We start from the raw sequence: 17,393 nt of genomic DNA on the forward strand, positions 1-17,393 counted from the left end.
ATTTTGCAGACCTGATTCTGGAATTCATGACCGAGCAGCATAAAATTGAATCTTCCGATGATGAACAAGAGGGAAAAAACCCATCCGGCGGAGCGCAAATTCCCGGTAACTTACCCATTCTCCCCTTACGGGGTTTGGTTGTCTATCCTCAAATAGCCGTGCCTCTTACCATTGGGCAGCCCAGGTCTATTCGCCTTGTGGATGATGTAGTCATTGGCGAAAAACTCATCGGGTTGGTAACCTCGAGAAACCCAGAACTGGATAACCCGGGTCCCGAAGATCTGTACTCTTACGGTACGGTAGCCGTTGTTCACCGCATGTTCCGTGTACCCGATGGGACGATTCGCCTTTTAGTTCAGGGCATACACCGTTTTATTCTTAAGGACTTTACCCAGATCGAGCCCTATTTGAGAGCCAATATCGAACTGGCACCTGAAACGGTGGAAGAGGGGCTGGAAATCGAAGCGCTTGCCCGCAATGCCCGAGATCAATTTAAGCGAATTGCAGAGTTAATTCCTTCCTTCCCGAGAGAACTTGTGGCTTCCATCGAAGCCATTGAAGACCCTCTGCTTACGGTTTATACCGTTGCTAACTTCCAGCGCATGGATCTGGAAGATGCTGAAGCCATTCTTGAACTGGACTCGGTTACTGAAAAGTTAAAGAAACTCACAACCATTCTGACTCGCGAAATTGAGGTTCTTGAACTCGGTCAGAAAATTCAAAACGAAGCCCGCTCGGAAATTGAAAAAGTTCAACGGGAATATTTCCTGCGGGAACAAATGAAAGCCATCCAGCGCGAATTGGGCGAAATGGACGAACAAGCCGCCGAGGTGGAAGAATTTCGCCAGAAAATTGAAGCGGCTGGAATGCCTGAGGAAGCCTACAAACAAGCCCGTCGCGAACTTGACCGTCTCTCGCGCCTTCCAACCGCCGCAGCCGAATATGGGGTCATTCGAACCTATCTGGATTGGCTGGTTTCCTTACCCTGGTCTAAACTTACTCAGGACAATCTGGATATTCCGCACGCTCGAGAGGTCTTAGAAGCAGATCATTACGGGTTGGAAGACGTAAAAGAACGCATTTTGGAATTTCTAGCCGTAAGGAAACTGCGGCTTGAACGACAAAAAGAAACCCCTGAAGAAACCCAACCCACTGACTTGATTCGAAAACAACGCGAAGGGGTCATTTTATGCTTTGTGGGCCCACCGGGTGTAGGGAAAACTTCCCTGGGACAATCCATTGCCAGAGCGCTGGGAAGAAAATTTGTGCGAATTTCTCTCGGTGGAGTTCGAGACGAGGCCGAGATTCGTGGTCATCGTCGAACGTATATCGGCGCGATGCCAGGCAGAATCATTCAAGCCCTTCGCCGGGTGGAATCACGAAACCCGGTGTTTATGCTGGATGAGATTGATAAACTGGGCGCAGATTTTCGTGGCGATCCTGCTTCTGCACTTTTGGAAGTCCTAGACCCCGAACAGAACAGCGATTTCCGTGATAATTACATAGAGGTAGGATTTGACCTTTCTCAGGTAATGTTCATTACCACTGCCAATCAGTTGGAAACCATTCCCCCTCCTCTTCTGGACCGAATGGAAATTATCAGCATTTCCGGGTACACAGAAGGGGAAAAAGTGGAAATTGCCAAACAATATCTGGTTCCTCGCCAACTGAAAGAAAATGGCTTAAAGCCAGAGGAAGCTCAATTCACCGCAGAAGCCTTGAGAACAATCATTCGTACTTACACCCGTGAAGCAGGGGTAAGAAATCTTGAGCGAGAGATTGGCAGCGTGTTGAGGAAAATAGCCACGCGAATTACAGAACAGAAACATGTCGAGCCCGAAATCACACCTGAGACTGTACGCGAATTACTTGGACAACCTCGTTATCATACCAATGACGAGATTAACATCCGCACTTCACAACCAGGGGTGGCTATTGGGCTGGCATGGACTCCGGTCGGTGGAGATATCCTGTTTGTAGAAGCAACACGCATGCCAGGAGCCAAGGGATTTACCGTAACCGGTTCTATCGGAAATGTGATGCAGGAATCAGCCCGTGCCGCGCTCTCTTTAGTCCGCGCCAGAGCAGAGAAGTACAATATTCCGGCTGATTTCTTTGACAAGTCGGACCTCCACATTCACGTCCCTGCAGGGGCACAGCCTAAAGATGGTCCTTCCGCTGGAGTCACAATTACTACGGCCCTGGTCTCTTTATTGACCAACCGGCCGGTTAAGTCTGACGTGGGTATGACCGGAGAAATCACACTGCGGGGGCAAATTCTTCCCGTAGGGGGTATAAAGGAGAAAGTGCTCGCAGCGCATCGCGCTGGATTGAAAACCGTCATTCTTCCCAAATTGAATCAATCCGACCTGGATGAATTACCCGAAGAGGTTAAGAAGAGCATCCGGTTTGTGCTGGTTGACCAAATTGATGAAGTGTTAGAAGTAGCGGTTGAAGCGGTGGGGCAGGGTTTAGCCACCCCCTCACAGGCAAGGAAGCCTCGGAAAGGAAAAAAAACCGATGATGAAAATCATGCTGGTGGATGACGATCGTACCATGCAAGCCATCCTGAAAACCTTGCTGGAGATGGACAAGCATCAGGTAGTCCTCTGGGATGGCACCTCCGAGAGTGATATCTTTGCTCAAATTGTCCAAGAAATGCCGGACCTTATTCTTCTGGATTATTACTTAAGGGACAGAAACGGCATCGAGATCGTAAAGCAACTGCGTCAAGAACCACAGACCAGCCACATTCGGGTGATCATGACCTCTGGACAGTACTTAAGGGATGAATGTTTGGAAGCCGGTGCTGATGCTTTCCTGTTAAAGCCTTACATGCCTGACGAGTTATTAAGATTGCTTCATCAGGTTCAGCAAAATGGGTAACCCTTCTATTCGAGTCAGCATTCTGACCGTATCCGATCGATCGTTTCGCGGCGAAAGAGAAGACCTTTCTGGCCCCGCACTTATCCAAGCCATTCAGCAACTGGGGTGGGAGATTGTTCAAACCGGCCTGGCCCCCGATGAAAAAGAATCGATCTCCGCATGGTTGATACAAGTCTGCGACTCCGGAACAACCGACCTGATCTTAACTACCGGTGGGACAGGATTTGCTCCAAGGGATGTGACACCAGAAGCAACGCGGGCTGTGATTGAGCGAGAAGCCCCTGGACTGGCTGAAGCCATGAGACAAAAAAGTTTACAAATCACTCCCCATGCCATGCTTTCGAGAGCCATTGCAGGTATTCGCAAACGCACCTTGATCGTGAATCTGCCAGGAAGTCCAAAAGCCGCGGTTGAGAATCTGCAAAGCATTGCTGTGGTCATTCCTCATGCAGTAGAATTATTACAAGAAAGTCCTTCTGCTGAAGTAGGACACTACCATCCCCCAAAATCCTGAAACTGGAGGAAATTATGCCTGAATTTTCTACTGTAGAGAAAAACGGACATTTTCGCCATATTATTCAGTTAAAACCTGGCGAGCGTGTTTCGCTTTGCCGTTGTTACGGGTCGAAAAATTTTCCTTTTTGCGACGGGACTCACAATCAAATCCACAGCAATGTAGGTCCAGCCATCATTGAAGTTCCTGCCTCTGTCGAAGAAAATGAGGAAGGAACCCAATCCTCTTAATGCAAAAAGTTCTTAACTTCAAGCGACTCTATCAAAGAAACGTTATTCTTCAGGCTGAGCACGGGAATATTTCTCAAGCGCATACGATACAAAAATTCCTCGCTTGAGAAACCAGCCCCAAAGGTATGCGCGTCAACATGAACCAGAACGGGTTTCATTCTCCGCACAACTAATGTATCTATCGCTAAATCCAGAGAAGAATGAATGGAAGGAGTAATCAGCACTACCGTACTGGCGCGTGGTATCTGAGAGGCTTCAGCGTCCACAACTGCCATTAACGGTAACCTGCCGTTTGGTTTTAAGAAAGCCAGGGTCTCAAGAATTTTATTCAATTGTCTTTCGCCACGCTCGGCAGATAAAACCACAAACGCCTGGCCAACACAAATCAACCCCACGGATCTTCCTTGCCTGAGATAATAAGAGGCAATCGATCCTGCTGCACTCACTCCATACTCAAAAGTGTCTTCAGGCAGTTTGAATGCAAACTCACTTTTCCTAAGCCAAAACTGATCAATACGAACAGGAGTGATTTTCTCAGAGGAAGCGAAATGTACTCCGGCTTCCGCGTCCAAGATAATCCATACATCCGCCTGCGGATCCTGCTCAAATTCCTTAACCATAAGACGATTTTTCCGCGCAGAGGTGGGCCAGTGTATGGAACGTAAAGCATCCCCAGGAAAATATTCCCTCACTCCTGCAGCCTGTGGGGTCACCTCTGTAGCTTTTTGCAGGATAGCCTTTCCTCCGGGAAATTGTCCAAGAGGGGAAGGGAACCGTTGAAGAGTTGCCACATAGGGCAAGACGATTAACTCCTGGGTACCGGGAACATCTATAATTTTTCGGAACAAGCCAAAAGGATCACCAGAAGAAACTCGCGTGGGGCCTAATCGAAAAGCCCCTCGTTGACTTAATAATGTGTAAGCAACATAAGTCCTTTGCTGACGGGGTCCAATCAAGGATAAGACCCGTGAACCGGAAGATCCAGGCAGGTCGGACTCATCGGTAATTTCAAGCCATAAACGAACCATCGGCAGGCGATTGATGACCCGGAAGCGCTCTTCAAAAATTTGTCCTACCTGATGACGTAACACTCGTGCCTCGCGACGCACCACTACGCCAAATAGCGATGCCTGTGTCCAAAGCCACCCCAGAACAATTGCACCTCCACTAATCGCCGCAATGCGAGTAAAAATTCGAATCGTCGTTTGGTTCTGTAAAGTGGTCGGCACAGGAAAAATCCCGCTGGGGACAAGGTATCCGCCCAACAGAGCAAAAAGGAAAACTCCCAAAACGACCCAAAAAGGCTTTCGCAGAACAATCATCAGGATTTGCTCATCAAGCCGCCCGGGACAGGCAAGGCTGAAACAATTTCGTTCACGATTTGACTGGAAGTCAAATTTTTTAAGCGAGCCGCTGGATTAATGACAATTCTATGTGCCAGAATGCTCTCTGCGAGGGCTTTTACGTCATCAGGCAGAACATAATCCCGTCCCTGCATTGCCGCGCGCACCTGACTGGCCCTAGCCAACCCCAGACTTCCTCGGGGACTGGCTCCAAGGTAAACATCGTCATTTTCTCTGGTAGCCCGGCTTAGTTCCACAATGTAGCGCTTGACCGCAGGGGAAACAAATACAGACTTAACGGTTTCTTGCATTTGTAACAATTCTTCCTGAGAGAGTACGGGCTCAAGAGTCTGGATAGGATGCTGATACTGCTGTTCCCCAAGAATTTTAATTTCATCCTCCAGAGACGGATACCCGAGACGGATTCGTAACAGGAAACGATCCAGTTGAGCCTCTGGTAAAGGGAAAGTTCCCTCATACTCGATAGGATTTTGCGTTGCCATGACCAGGAAAGGGGTAGGAAGGGGATGGGTTACTCCGTCCACAGTGACCTGACGTTCTTCCATGGCTTCCAGTAAGGCCGATTGCGTTTTGGGAGTGGCACGGTTAATTTCGTCCGCAAGCACAATTTGTGCCATGATTGGACCGGGACGATACTCAAAATTCCGGGAAACCTGATTGAAGATTGACACACCTGTAATATCGCTTGGGAGCATATCCGGCGTAAATTGAAGACGGTTAAATGAACATCCCAGAGATTTTGCCAGGCTTCTTGCTAGCATGGTTTTTCCTACGCCGGGAACATCTTCAATGAGAATATGCCCTTGACTCAACAGACCAATGAGGGTAAGTTCCAGTACCTGACGCTTTCCGATGATCACTCGCTCCAAATTTTGGAGAATTTTCTCACTCAACTGCTGTACATCGGTGATCGACATGCGGATCTTTTCCATAAATTTATCCTTTTTGGCGCTGATTGTAACAAACCCAGCCACCAACCCAAATGCCCCAGAGAATTATTCCCAGTATACTCAACAATTTCCCAAATCGGAATGAGGCAGGGTTATACTTTAACTCTATCCTTGCACCTTCCCGAGGAGAATAAACTGCCATGAAGGCATAATTAGCCCGATAAATCGGTTGGACCTGACCATCTACCCAAGCCTGCCATCCCGGATAAAAAACCTGAGAAAAATAAACCCATCCTGCACCTGGAGAGACCACCTCAATTTCTGAAGCGTTCAACTGTGCATGGATCAAGACAACATCCTCAAGAAGGCAAGAAGCCCCTGAATCAGATGCGAGAAGCAAGGGACCCTTGACCTCCCTTTTCTCTACCAGCATTTGCATCACCCATTGTGCGCTATCAGGGGCGCTCTGAGCACAGGAGAACCAGGCAACCTGAACAGGCAAAGCAATTTCGTCAAAACGCACTCCGAGAGGCGAAGCGCCATCCAGTTTCTCCCAAACAGCAACGCCCATCCAGGGCAATAAAACGGTAGCCTGATCCTCATCACGCTGATTCAGGGCTTTCATCCATTCCGAATAATATTTAGGGACAAATGGATCAAAGTTCACGGCTGAGGGAATCCGGCTATATAAATTGGTGTTTGGTAAAAGGGTACTTTTGAGATGAATCCAGGGTTCTATAGCCCGATAATCCTGAAAGCGAAAGAAACGCTTGAACTTCAGAAAATACTCTTCTGCATCGGAGAGAAAAACACGTCCAGCAGAGGTTTTTGCTTTCAAGACTGTTTCTGAAGAAGTCATTTCAGAATAAAAATCCACCGAAACAACAGGATTCAAGTTCCAACCTGCCAGAAGTAAGTCTGCACCTACTGCAAGAATTACCAGGATTTGCCAGACTGATTCTCCACCTTTTTTCTCAAACCATGGGATGACAAGCGTGAAAACACCTCCCAGAAGTGCCCAAAATCCCATAATTGCAGTGCTGAAAATAAATGTCAAACGAATATTTTGGAAGACCAGCGAAGCCACCGCCGCACCCAAGGTAATGGCAAAAGCCCCTGCTGTACCAAGACGCAACCAGTACAATCCTTTCCCAAATGGGTGTTTCCATGAATCAATACCAGCAGATGCCAGAATAATGAGTAAAAACACTACCAGCAACATCCATCTTGACGGGGCCTGAAAGAGGTTAAAGGTGGGAACGTAGTGATACAGGAAGGGAAAGACAGGGGTATTTTTCCCTAATGCAAGAATGAAAAAGATGACTACTCCAAGCCAGAGTCCTGAGACTTGCTTTCGGGTCAACCAGGGATGGATATAGCGCCGGCTCAATACTCCCCTCAATGTGGAAAAAGCCAGTCCAACAGGGATCAACCCGATATAAGCCGCGTCTTCCCAATAACTGGCATACCCCCAGTAATTGCCCATACCGGGATTTCCAAACAAGTCAGGGGCAAACAGGGTTAAGAATCGCCAGGGCCAGTACGAATACACGACAGCATCGTCATATCCATACTCACTCGACCGCTGAGAATGCAATAAATATTCTGCAGTCGGAAACAGTTGAATGGCACTGATAAGCCCTGCCAGAATTCCCACAAAACCCAATAAAATTCCTGCCCGGAGCAATCCACGCCATTGATGCATCGAGAAAGAACGAGACGCTATCCAGATGATGACAAAGACCAGTGTGTACCAGGATAATTGAGCATGCCCCGCCAACCACTGGCAGGAAAAAAGGAATGCAAACACAGGTGCCCAACGAAGAAAGAGAAAAATCCCCGTTTGCTTCTTAAACTCATTCGAAGACAGAAGCCGTTCGCCATATCCAATAATCCATGGCAGCCATGAGGCGGTCCAAATCATGCTGTAAAACTCCAATCGTCCTACCAGATATCCCCCCAAAGCATAAGCCAGCCCACCAATTACCTGAGCAAATGGACTGGCCCCCAGCTGTTTGAGAAAATAAAGCATTCCCCACCCCGCCCAAATCAGATGCAGCATTGCCAGGAAAGTAAATCCCCATGCCAAACCTTCAACGCTCCAAAGCGAGTAAAAGAGATACAGAACCAAATTTGGGGGATAAAAGAAAGCCGTTTGATAATTTGCAAGTAAAGGAGCACCCATCCCATTAAAGGCATTCCATAAAGGAACAGCACCTTCCCGAATCTGTCTCAGTCCTTCGACCCACCATGGAATAAATTGGAGGGAGGGCGTTCCCCAAAAAAGCACTTTTCCGTGAATCAGGAAACGTCCAATCAGAATCAATGGACCCAAGGCAATCAGTAGAAGACGAAATATCAGAGAATTGATCAAAGCAGAAAAGATCGTCTTAACTTTGTTCATGGCTCAATAACCTGATACAGTTCAAAAGAAGGGTTTCGATACATTAACTTGAGAAAAGGCTCCTGTTGCCAATTACTGAAAACAGAAGCCCTGTTACGTACAATCAGATAATCCACATGTTCATTCCGCAAGAAACGTCGCACTTCTTGTTCATCCATAGCCCCTTTGAAGAACGTTTCAACCGCTTGCTTCAGTGGAATAGCTCGCAAACTCTCGGGGCCATGTCCAATAATCACCCGGACAGGGACATGAGCCGGTAATAAATTCGACAGGTCCCAATCTGCCAATACAACGGACGAACGCGGAACACAAGCCTGCATGGAGTGAAAAAGGTCTTGCTCATCAGCAGAATAATACAAAGGCGGAGCAGGATTAAGCAGAGTCAGAACACCGCCACCTACCAGCAGAAGAGAAGAGATCCCTCCGAGCGCCAGCCAAACTTTTGCCAGAGAACGCAGTTTTCCAGAGAGGGTAGAAAAACCTGTCACTGCCAGGATAGAGAGAGCCACAAATACGCCTTCAGGCAACCTTCTCTGCAAATTATATGGAGCATATGCCAGCACAGGGAAAAACAAGACCCAGGATATTATGAAACGCTTTGCCACATCTGATTCACGAATCCATCTCCAAACCCCCAGCAAAGCCAGGGGCAATAAAATCCCATAAGCCAGAAGATAGTCTCCAAAAGCGGGTGAAAGAATGATATTCTGTTTTTCCCATTGCTTGAGGAAAGGATCTACTCGGAAAGAAACAAACGTATAGATTACGAAGGGTGAAGAAACCAAACCGACACCAACTGCTCTTTTGATCCAGAATAAAGGTTGAAACTTAAAAGGACGATTCTTTTGAAGAGTGAAATAAAGAATTTCTATCATCACATGAATCGCTAAAACAGCCCAACCAACTACAATGGTGAAAGGCTGCATTAACCCCGTGAGATTCCAGATTGCCCCAGCCTTTACCCCACCCCCAAAAGACTCCCCAAGATTTTCATGAAAATATTTCGTTAAGCCCCAAAACAAGAAGCCGCGTGCCCAGAGTAAATGGGGAATTGCCAGAAAGGAGAGAAAGCCAAAGGTTTCGGGTGAATAGAACTCCAGAGGCAGTCCCCCCCCCCAGAGTGAAGACCCACCTAATAAATACACAAATCCCAGCCCTCCTCCCAGGGTTGCCAGGACCACGGCTAAGAAGCGGTCACGAAACTTGGAGAAATATCCCGAGACAAAGCGATATGTTGCCCAAATACAAAAAACAATCCCTCCAACTCGAAACAGGTGAAACAAAGCAATCAATTGGGAATACTGCCCGGGGGGAGAAGTAAGTTTTCCCAACAGGATATACGGGAAAAATGCCAGGAACCCTTTTTGAGGGTAGGCAGTATAGGGAGTGCGAAATAACCAGTCCCCAGAAGCCCCCAGCAACATCTTTGCCAGGTATGAATTGCCATCTTCTGCGGCAATTAAGAGCCCTGTATAACGCCACTCCTCACTCTGCCGAAGATAGCCTACCAGGTAAGGGAGAGTGGTGAAAAAGATGACAAATAAAGCCAGAAAGAGGATTTTGCGCCTTTCCATATTACGCAATACGTTTTTGTCTGAGCAATAAAATTCCTAACACTCCCCAAGAGATCACACTTACAATCACCCCCCAATAGACAACTCGAGGGTGAAATTCCAATCGAATCTGATGAAAGCCAGGGGGAATGAGAACCGAGCGCAGGATCCCATAAGCAGTTATGATTTCTCCCGGTTCACCATCTATCAGCACCTTCCATCCCGGGTAATTAATCTCTGCCAAAACCAAACGTCCCTGTTCCACATGGGGAATTTCAATCGTATTTGCGGTATAACGAATTTCGGAAATCGGTATGATGGTATCTTCCCTTTCCAGCCAAGCCATTCCTCTATAATATGGATTTTGGTAAATGCGCGTTTCTCCAATTCTCGTTTGGAGGTATGCTTCTGCCCCTTTGAGATCAAATTCTGCAAGCAAGTATTTCACCCCCACCAAAGCAAGCAAATGCAAATTCGGCTCATACATGCGGTTATCCAGAAACGGCTCTCCCGTTTCGAAAGGCGGAAGCGTTACACTGTATCCTCTGGAGGGTACACCCGTGGCTTTTTCCATGAACTGCTGATAGGAAGCCAGAATAAGTGGATCCACGCCGTCCGCCATTTCAATCCCATAAACTGCAGCAGTTTGTTGCGGAAGGCTGTAAGAAGGAGAATAGGTGCGAAAGTTCTGTGTTTTCTGCTCTTGAGTTAGCATCCAGTGCACTACTTCAGCATTTTGATTGAGAATTTCTTTCACTGGGAGTACTTTTGCCCCTGATGCAATCACAAGTCCATTACACAGCACCACCATTCCCCATAGTGCTACAGGGGTAGAGAAGAAACCTGCGAGTTTTCCCGAAATTTGGCGAAACATCATCCATGCATACGCAAGGAAGAAAACCAATCCTCCCACCCATAATGGGCGAGATACATTCCCCGTGATAATCGTTACCCCCAGTGCCAGGAGAAGCAGGAAAGCAACCATTCCTATCCCCATGAGCCTGACCAATCTGGTGACTTGAGGCGGACGCTCCATCCACCAGAAGAGGACCAACGCGCCCAGCATAATCCATGCAAATTGAGTTACAAACAACATTCTTGCAGGCACGCGAAGCAACCCCAATCCCAGCAAACGATAAAGCCATCCCCCTCCTGGCAAGGCTTCACCCAAAGAAAGGAAAATGGCAAGCAAGGAAACGAACCACCAGAATAAGGAGTCCGGGTGCTTCCGCATTGAAAAAGGCAAAAGCACAAGTAACATAGCCCCAGGGTAAATCACCCACTCAGGACTTCCCCCAAGATCAGGAATAAAAAGCCCCCACAGGTGTTCAAGCGGCAAAGAAAAAACCAGATTCTCAGCACCACTCATCCCGGAGCGTGTGGATAGCCGTGCATATTCACTCAACGGTAGCCAAACTGCGGTTGAGAGAATTAAGCCGGCCATTCCTTCAAAGCCCAGCAGTAAAACATCTTTCCAACGTTTTTCTAAAATCACCATCCTGAACAGAAGATACCCACCCCACACGACTCCAATGGGTAAGACAACCCTCAGGTCTGCCAGAGTAATCAACCCCCAAAACATGGCAGGCAGCCCTATCCTGACACCCTTCTTTTTTATCCATCGCTCGGTCGCCCAGAAAAGCCATGGCACCCAGCACATTGCAAACACCAGGGTCATATGTCCTGCAAGAAAATGCGCCCATAAACGGGGCATGGTTTCAAAGGCAAGCCCTCCAAAAATTGCCACCCCTGCCGGCATGTGCTTTTCTTCAAGGAGTTTTGCCATGCCTATCCCACTGACAAAAAGGTGAAAGGCAATTACCCCATACAATCCTGCCGGTTGAGGAAAAAACAACCCCCACCAGGATGGAAAATAAAAAATTCCAGCAAGAGGATTGGCAGAAAATGGATAGCCACTCAGAATCAATCGCGACCACAGAGGAATTTCTCCCATTTTAGACAGGGAGTTCTGAATCCAGAGTGCATTGGGAAGATGGGTAATAAGCAAATCACTGTAAGAAGATTGGGCGGGGAAAAACACGCCCCATAAGCCGGGAAACAAACCAAGCAATGGAAAAGCAAGGATCCAATACCTGAAAAAGGTTTTGTTCATTTCGCTATACGAAATACGCGAACTTTTCCGGTTTGATATACAAGGTCGCCTTCAAAAAGATCTTTACCCTGAGCCATTAGATCCTCACCTGGGCTCCAAAAAAGATAAACAACATCGTAATGATGAAAAAATTCTGCCTTTTCAACAGAGGACATCTCTCCGAGAAAAAAGCGCTCAACCAGGGCTTTGCTCTGGCTGGCATTGACCGTTTCAAACGGGTGTCCATAGACCACCCTCAAATCTGTCCATGCTGGCAGGATTAATCCTATTCGTGGAGAGGCTAAAACTACAGAATTTTCAGGAAGATTTAGGTCCATCCATTTGATAGCACGGAACTCATCCGAATTGATGTAAATCAAAGAGTCTTTCTGCAAAACAGCAACTGTAGAGGAAAAAATCACCAAAAGGGGTGTTAAGATTGAGGTAATCAGCAGACCACGCCAGAGCCACTTCTTCAGAACAGTATTGTGCTCAAGCCATTCGGATATCCCATAAGCACCCAGAACAGCAACAGGGATATATATTCCTGTCATAAACCGGCGTTGTAAGTTAAAGGGTGTATAGGTCAGTAAAATTGCTCCTATCATCCACCCCAATAAAATCACGAATGGGATATCTTTTTTCCGAAGGGCTTTCCAGCCACCCACCAAAGCCAGAAAAATCACTGGTGAGAGAGAAAGGATAAGATCCCACAGCGGCAATGCCTCGGTCACATTCTGGTTGTTCCATAAACGCAACACAGGATGCGATGCAATAATCCAAAATTGCCAGAGCAGGATTAACGCACCGGGCAAAATTTGAAGCATACGGACTCCCATTTGCCATTCTTTTCGATACAGAACGCTCACCAGGAAACGTACCCCTACCCAAAGTCCCAAAATCACCACCCCAAAGGGCTGAATAAGAGCAAGAAGCACACTGAGCAAACTCAGAGCCAGTCCATTTGTGGCTCTCAAAGGCAAAGTGGAGACCTTATCGCCCAATAGAATCAATGCCAATCCCAATGAGAAATGGGGGGTAGCAAAAATAGAAAGGAATGGATAGGCTTCTGCAACCCAGAAATCCCCCGTCAGGAACCCGGTCATTAAAACCACCAACCATCCCATACCTCCCCCTAAAGCAAGAATCCAGAAAAGCACACGGGCTTCCTGAAACTGCTTTCCAAACATTCTGTCCAGAAAATCTCCCAACATATAAAGAAGAAATGCTGAGGACAGAAAACGAGCGATGTTATACATGATCGGAAGGGGAAGGTGAAAAGCCTTTGCCAGATGCCCCAGAAACAGATAGAAAAGGAATAAAGGCACAGGTTCACCTGGAGACGCAGTGTAAGGCAACGTGAAACCCCAGGAACCATCCCAGCCCTGACGCATCTTTGCAAGATACGAGAATCCATCCTGAGGATTAAACAATAAGCCGGAGAAAATAAAATTTCCCTGAGTCGCCCATCCGAGAAAATAGGGGAAAAAGGCAATGAGCAGTACCAGAATCGTTGAAGAAAGACGAAATTTAGTCCTCATAGGCTGTTATACTATTATAAGGTTAAATTTTTTGCACCCCTGTTTCAAAAAACTTGCCGTTGAATTCAACCCAACCTATAATGGTCAGTATGAACCAGAGCGCTCATCTCTTTCGTCTCCAACAAATTGATTCTCAACTGGATCAGGTTAATGCCCGCCTAAAACAAATTGAAAAATTGCTTTCAGAAGACACACGCATTCTCAACGCCAGGAAGAAAGCGGAAGAAATTCACCGTGAACTGGAGAAATCACGACTTCGCCTGCACAATGCCGAAGAACTGGTACGGCAGCAGAATATAAAAATTGAGCAAACGGAAGCCACCCTCTACAGTGGCTCTGTGCGTAACCCCAAAGAACTGCAAGACCTGGAGAAAGAACTGGCTTCCCTAAAGAAACATTTGGGCACCTTAGAAGATCAACAACTGGAAGCCATGATGACCGTAGAACAAAATGAAGTTTTTGCCAATCAAGCCCAAGCCGAATATCAAAAAATTCTTGGTGAGGTGATTTCGGAGCAAGCAGGCCTTTCAGGGGAACGAGAACAGTTAGAGAAAACGAAAATCCGTTTGGAAACTGAACGACAAGCCCTGTGCACCTCCGTCAAGGCAGAAAATTTACAAATTTATGAACAACTCCGATTGCAGAAAAAAGGTGTTGCTGTAACTCAGGTAGAAGATAATTCTTGTTCAGCCTGCGGAGCCACCATTCGCGCGTCTGAAGTACAAGCCGCCCGAATGCAACCTCACCTCATCTTTTGCAATTCTTGTGGTCGAATCTTATATTCGGGGTGAACTTCATGGTCTCTTTTCCAAGAATTGACCTGACTTCGTTTGTTCTGGGGTTTATTGCCGCCAGTTTATTCTGGTGGCTCATTGCACGACTTCGACCGTTAATCCCCCCACTGATCAATCGTATCAAAAAGTTCTTCCAGGATCTTCGCGAAAGGAATCTGGAAGTTGCCAATCAATTCCTTCAGAAAGATACCTTACAACGAGCTCAACGGATGCACCTTGCGGCGGCGTTGTTTCCTCTGGATGAAATTCTCATTCCCCCTACAGTACTGGCGCCTCCTCTATCCGCTCTGGAAAAACATCCCGCGGCGCCAGACTCAATCGCCAGCCAATTCATTCCTTACACCCCCGACTGGCCAGAATTAAGCGCGAATTACCCGGTAGAAACTCTAACTCTGGAAGAGGCAACCTGCGGACATCCTCTCATTGCAGTTGTGGGTGTACCCGGAAGTGGAAAGAGTGTGGCACTCGCTCATCTTGCCAGCCAAATCGTACGGAATGAGGTTAGAGGAAACACCTTAAAAGGAATATCACCTTTCTATTTCCACATTCGGGAAATTGAAATTTTTGAGGAAGTTTCGGATCCCTTACAGCCTGTTCTGCAGTTCTTCCAAAACAGGCTACCGGTCATTCTGCGTCCTCGTTTTCATCAATTCCTCACTGACCGCTTCAATACGGGACGAGCCCTTTTACTGATAGATGGAGTAGATGAACTCTCGCCCGAAGAATTACGCCTTTTCCATCAATACCTTAACCTGCTCCGATCAAAATATCCCACATTGCGAATCATCCTTGCGGCATCACCGTTATACCTCAATGGCTTAATCGAGAGTGGTTTTCAGGTGCTTGCACTTTCATCGTGGGGCTTCCGCCAACGAGAGGAATTCCTGGAACGATGGTGTCAGGCTTGGGAACGGTGGATTGTCCCTGAAATTCAAAAGCGGGGCGAAATCCAACCTGTTCCTGTCTTCTTACTTAAGAACTGGCTGAGGGGAGAAAGAGGAACTTTCACCCCTCTGGAATGGACTTTACGAACCTGGCTGGCTTTTACGGGCGAGATTCAGTCCACACAAATTGTGCAAATCCTGCGTAGTTTCCTGAACCGTTTTGTGCAGGGAAATATCACCTATCAGATTCTTGAAGTCATTGCCAGTGAATTCCTCATCCGAAAAGCCAGCGCTTTACCCTATCAAGACCTGGAAAAAACCATTGCTCAGATTACCGGTCCACGTCCAGATGAATTGGGTGAAATCGTCTCAGAAACACAACTGAAAAAGCAAAAAAAGAAACGGGATATCATTCTTTCTCCATCAGAACAAGTTCTGGAGACTTTGCTGGCAGAAGGACTTCTGCGAGAATATCCGGGAGAGCAACTTGGTTTCGTCAATCCTCTCTTCGCGGGTTACCTCGCAGGTGGAAGATTCACCCCAATGGATTTGCCACAATTATGGGCGCAAAGTCAATGGGAGTTTGCTTATCAGACCGTACGCTATTTGACCATCCGACACGCCAATTCTATCGATGCGCTAACCCTGCTGTCCGAAGATGATTCCATGCTCAAGAGCAACTTCTTCCGGCTGACGCGTTGGCTTCCCGATATCCCCACCACAGTCTCATGGCGTTCCAGCCTTTTCAAACAAATGGTTCAATACCTGCAAGACGAAAACCTTCCTGAAGGCTTCCGAGCCAGAGTAGTGGCTGCCTTTGTTCACTCTGGAGATCCTTCGGTCAATCGGCTGTTTAAATCTCTGTTCTCATCCCCTTCCACTGTATTGAAACGTCTGAGCCTGCTGGGGGCGGGAGCATGGGGCGATGCCAGTTTGGTTCCTGACATTCTTCCTCTTCTGGCAGACCCTTCTGAAGAAGTCAGATTGACGGCTTGCTTAGCTTTAAGTGCCATTCCTTCTGAAAGCGCACAGAGCGCGATTGCGGAAACCCTGATGCACGGCGATGAGATGATGCGCCAGGCAACAGCGGAAGCCCTTGCTCACCATCCAAAAGAAGGCAGAGCCGTCATAGAGCAAGCCCTCAAAGTGCCCGACTTACTGACCCGCAGAGCCGCAGTCCTTGCACTTCTACAGTTCAGAGATGATTGGGCAAAACAACTTGCAGAGCAGGTTGCCGTGGAAGATGGGCAATGGGTAGTTCGCAACGTGGCTTCTCAGGTAGCCGAAGTGCTTGCTCAAAAGAATCCAAGAATCCCTAACGTCCTTCCTGCGCCCTGGGAATCTCCCTGGCTGATTGGTTTTGCGGCGAAGAAAGGACTGGGCGTTACACCGAACCTGCCGCCCATTGATTTACTTGTGGAAGCCCTCCGCTCCAGTTCAACCGAGGATCAAAAAGCCGCACTGGAATATGCACGAAACTACCCCGAAGCGGTTATTCAGCAGGAAGTTGTTCGCCTGACACAAAGTGCAGATCGTGCCGTTCAGGATACTGCGTTTCTGGTATTGTGGTACTGGAAATTATGGGGGGTGTCCGCCGGAAATTGAACGGAAGTATTTGAAGTAAAAAAGCCCTCTTTCGAGGGCTTTTTGAACTTAACTCAAATGCTGAAGGATTCTTGCCTGAACTGTAGAAGCATCCAGATTTAAGACGGTCACAATCTTATCCCGTCCAGTTTCTCCCGCTACAATCTCCAGAGAAGTCCTGGGGACATCCAGCACTTCGGAAAGGAAATCAATCAACGCCTCATTGGCTTTTCCCTCTACTGGGGGCGCAGTGAGACGAATTTTTACCGTTCCATCATCCAGGATCTCGTAGATTTCATTTTTACTCGCACGAGGGGTTACCCGTACAGTAATCGCGGCACCTGTCTTTCCATCATGCAAACGAAACTCGCGTTTTTCCCGGCTCATTTCACTACCCCAAGGAAGAAATTAGAGAAATCAAAAGTCTTTCAATAACCTGAATCAGGATGATTAAAATCAAAGGACTGAAATCAATTCCCCCCATTGGAGGCAAGACCCGGCGGATAGGTGCATACAGGGGATTCAGAACCTTACCCAGTGTTTCTCGAACCGGGTGAAATGGCGAAAGGAAAAAAGACAGCACTGCATCAATAATGATCAAAACGCTCAAAATTTGTGCTACGCTACGGATCAATGTAATGAAAATCGGAATCATAT

14 protein-coding genes are annotated in these 17,393 nt (G+C 47.4%); 6 read left to right on the plus strand and 8 right to left on the minus strand.

Annotation, left to right across the window (positions count from 1 at the left end; translation table 11 throughout):
* Positions 1 to 26: 26 nt before the first annotated feature.
* The 4 genes from lon to ANT_RS09195 are packed head-to-tail and all read left to right on the plus strand — an operon-like array spanning position 27 to position 3,630.
* Complete coding sequence (gene lon, locus ANT_RS09180; RefSeq protein WP_013560234.1) at positions 27 to 2,546, plus strand: endopeptidase La; 2,520 nt, start codon at positions 27 to 29, stop codon at positions 2,544 to 2,546.
* Positions 2,521 to 2,886: a response regulator gene (locus tag ANT_RS09185; RefSeq protein ID WP_013560235.1), complete on the plus strand. Its 366-nt coding sequence runs from the start codon at positions 2,521 to 2,523 to the stop codon at positions 2,884 to 2,886. Before lon ends, ANT_RS09185 begins: the two co-directional genes overlap by 26 nt.
* On the plus strand, positions 2,879 to 3,400 hold the full coding sequence (locus ANT_RS09190) for a MogA/MoaB family molybdenum cofactor biosynthesis protein (protein ID WP_013560236.1): 522 nt from the start codon (positions 2,879 to 2,881) through the stop codon (positions 3,398 to 3,400). The genes ANT_RS09185 and ANT_RS09190 overlap by 8 nt, the downstream gene beginning before the upstream one ends.
* A gap of 14 nt (positions 3,401 to 3,414) precedes the next feature.
* On the plus strand, positions 3,415 to 3,630 hold the full coding sequence (locus tag ANT_RS09195; RefSeq protein WP_013560237.1) for a CDGSH iron-sulfur domain-containing protein: 216 nt from the start codon (positions 3,415 to 3,417) through the stop codon (positions 3,628 to 3,630).
* Here ANT_RS09195 and ANT_RS09200 read toward each other — a convergent pair.
* The 6 genes from ANT_RS09200 to ANT_RS09225 form a co-directional block, all read right to left on the minus strand.
* Positions 3,627 to 4,859 carry a DUF58 domain-containing protein gene (locus ANT_RS09200; RefSeq protein ID WP_172634607.1) on the minus strand — a complete coding sequence of 411 codons (1,233 nt, stop codon included), beginning with the start codon at positions 4,857 to 4,859 and terminating at the stop codon, positions 3,627 to 3,629. The genes ANT_RS09195 and ANT_RS09200 overlap by 4 nt on opposite strands.
* A gap of 92 nt (positions 4,860 to 4,951) precedes the next feature.
* The gene (locus tag ANT_RS09205; RefSeq protein WP_172634608.1) at positions 4,952 to 5,926 is read right to left on the minus strand and encodes an AAA family ATPase; all 975 of its coding nucleotides are present in this window, start codon (positions 5,924 to 5,926) and stop codon (positions 4,952 to 4,954) included.
* Positions 5,927 to 5,930: 4 nt separating this feature from the next.
* The gene (locus tag ANT_RS09210; protein WP_013560240.1) at positions 5,931 to 8,288 is read right to left on the minus strand and encodes a glycosyltransferase family protein; all 2,358 of its coding nucleotides are present in this window, start codon (positions 8,286 to 8,288) and stop codon (positions 5,931 to 5,933) included.
* The gene (locus ANT_RS09215) at positions 8,285 to 9,862 is read right to left on the minus strand and encodes a hypothetical protein (protein ID WP_013560241.1); all 1,578 of its coding nucleotides are present in this window, start codon (positions 9,860 to 9,862) and stop codon (positions 8,285 to 8,287) included. The genes ANT_RS09210 and ANT_RS09215 overlap by 4 nt, the downstream gene beginning before the upstream one ends.
* 1 nt (position 9,863) lies before the next feature.
* The gene (locus ANT_RS09220) at positions 9,864 to 11,954 is read right to left on the minus strand and encodes a glycosyltransferase family protein (protein WP_013560242.1); all 2,091 of its coding nucleotides are present in this window, start codon (positions 11,952 to 11,954) and stop codon (positions 9,864 to 9,866) included.
* Entirely contained in the window at positions 11,951 to 13,474 is a 1,524-nt protein-coding gene (locus ANT_RS09225) for a hypothetical protein (protein WP_013560243.1), read from the minus strand. The genes ANT_RS09220 and ANT_RS09225 overlap by 4 nt, the downstream gene beginning before the upstream one ends.
* An 89-nt stretch (positions 13,475 to 13,563) precedes the next feature.
* Here ANT_RS09225 and ANT_RS09230 point away from each other — a divergent pair, with 89 nt between their 5' ends.
* Positions 13,564 to 14,265 (plus strand): zinc ribbon domain-containing protein, encoded by a 702-nt coding sequence (locus ANT_RS09230; protein WP_155818085.1) that lies wholly within the window; start codon positions 13,564 to 13,566, stop codon positions 14,263 to 14,265.
* 5 nt (positions 14,266 to 14,270) lie between these two features.
* Positions 14,271 to 16,757: an NACHT domain-containing protein gene (locus ANT_RS09235; RefSeq protein ID WP_013560245.1), complete on the plus strand. Its 2,487-nt coding sequence runs from the start codon at positions 14,271 to 14,273 to the stop codon at positions 16,755 to 16,757.
* A gap of 48 nt (positions 16,758 to 16,805) precedes the next feature.
* Here ANT_RS09235 and ANT_RS09240 read toward each other — a convergent pair whose 3' ends face one another.
* Both ANT_RS09240 and ANT_RS09245 read right to left on the minus strand, forming a co-directional pair.
* Complete coding sequence (locus ANT_RS09240; RefSeq protein WP_013560246.1) at positions 16,806 to 17,123, minus strand: DUF167 domain-containing protein; 318 nt, start codon at positions 17,121 to 17,123, stop codon at positions 16,806 to 16,808.
* 4 nt (positions 17,124 to 17,127) lie between these two features.
* Positions 17,128 to 17,391: a YggT family protein gene (locus tag ANT_RS09245; protein ID WP_013560247.1), complete on the minus strand. Its 264-nt coding sequence runs from the start codon at positions 17,389 to 17,391 to the stop codon at positions 17,128 to 17,130.
* Positions 17,392 to 17,393 lie beyond the last annotated feature (2 nt).

The organism is Anaerolinea thermophila UNI-1 (genome assembly GCF_000199675.1).
In the GTDB taxonomy this organism is placed as follows: Bacteria; Chloroflexota; Anaerolineae; order Anaerolineales; family Anaerolineaceae; genus Anaerolinea; species Anaerolinea thermophila.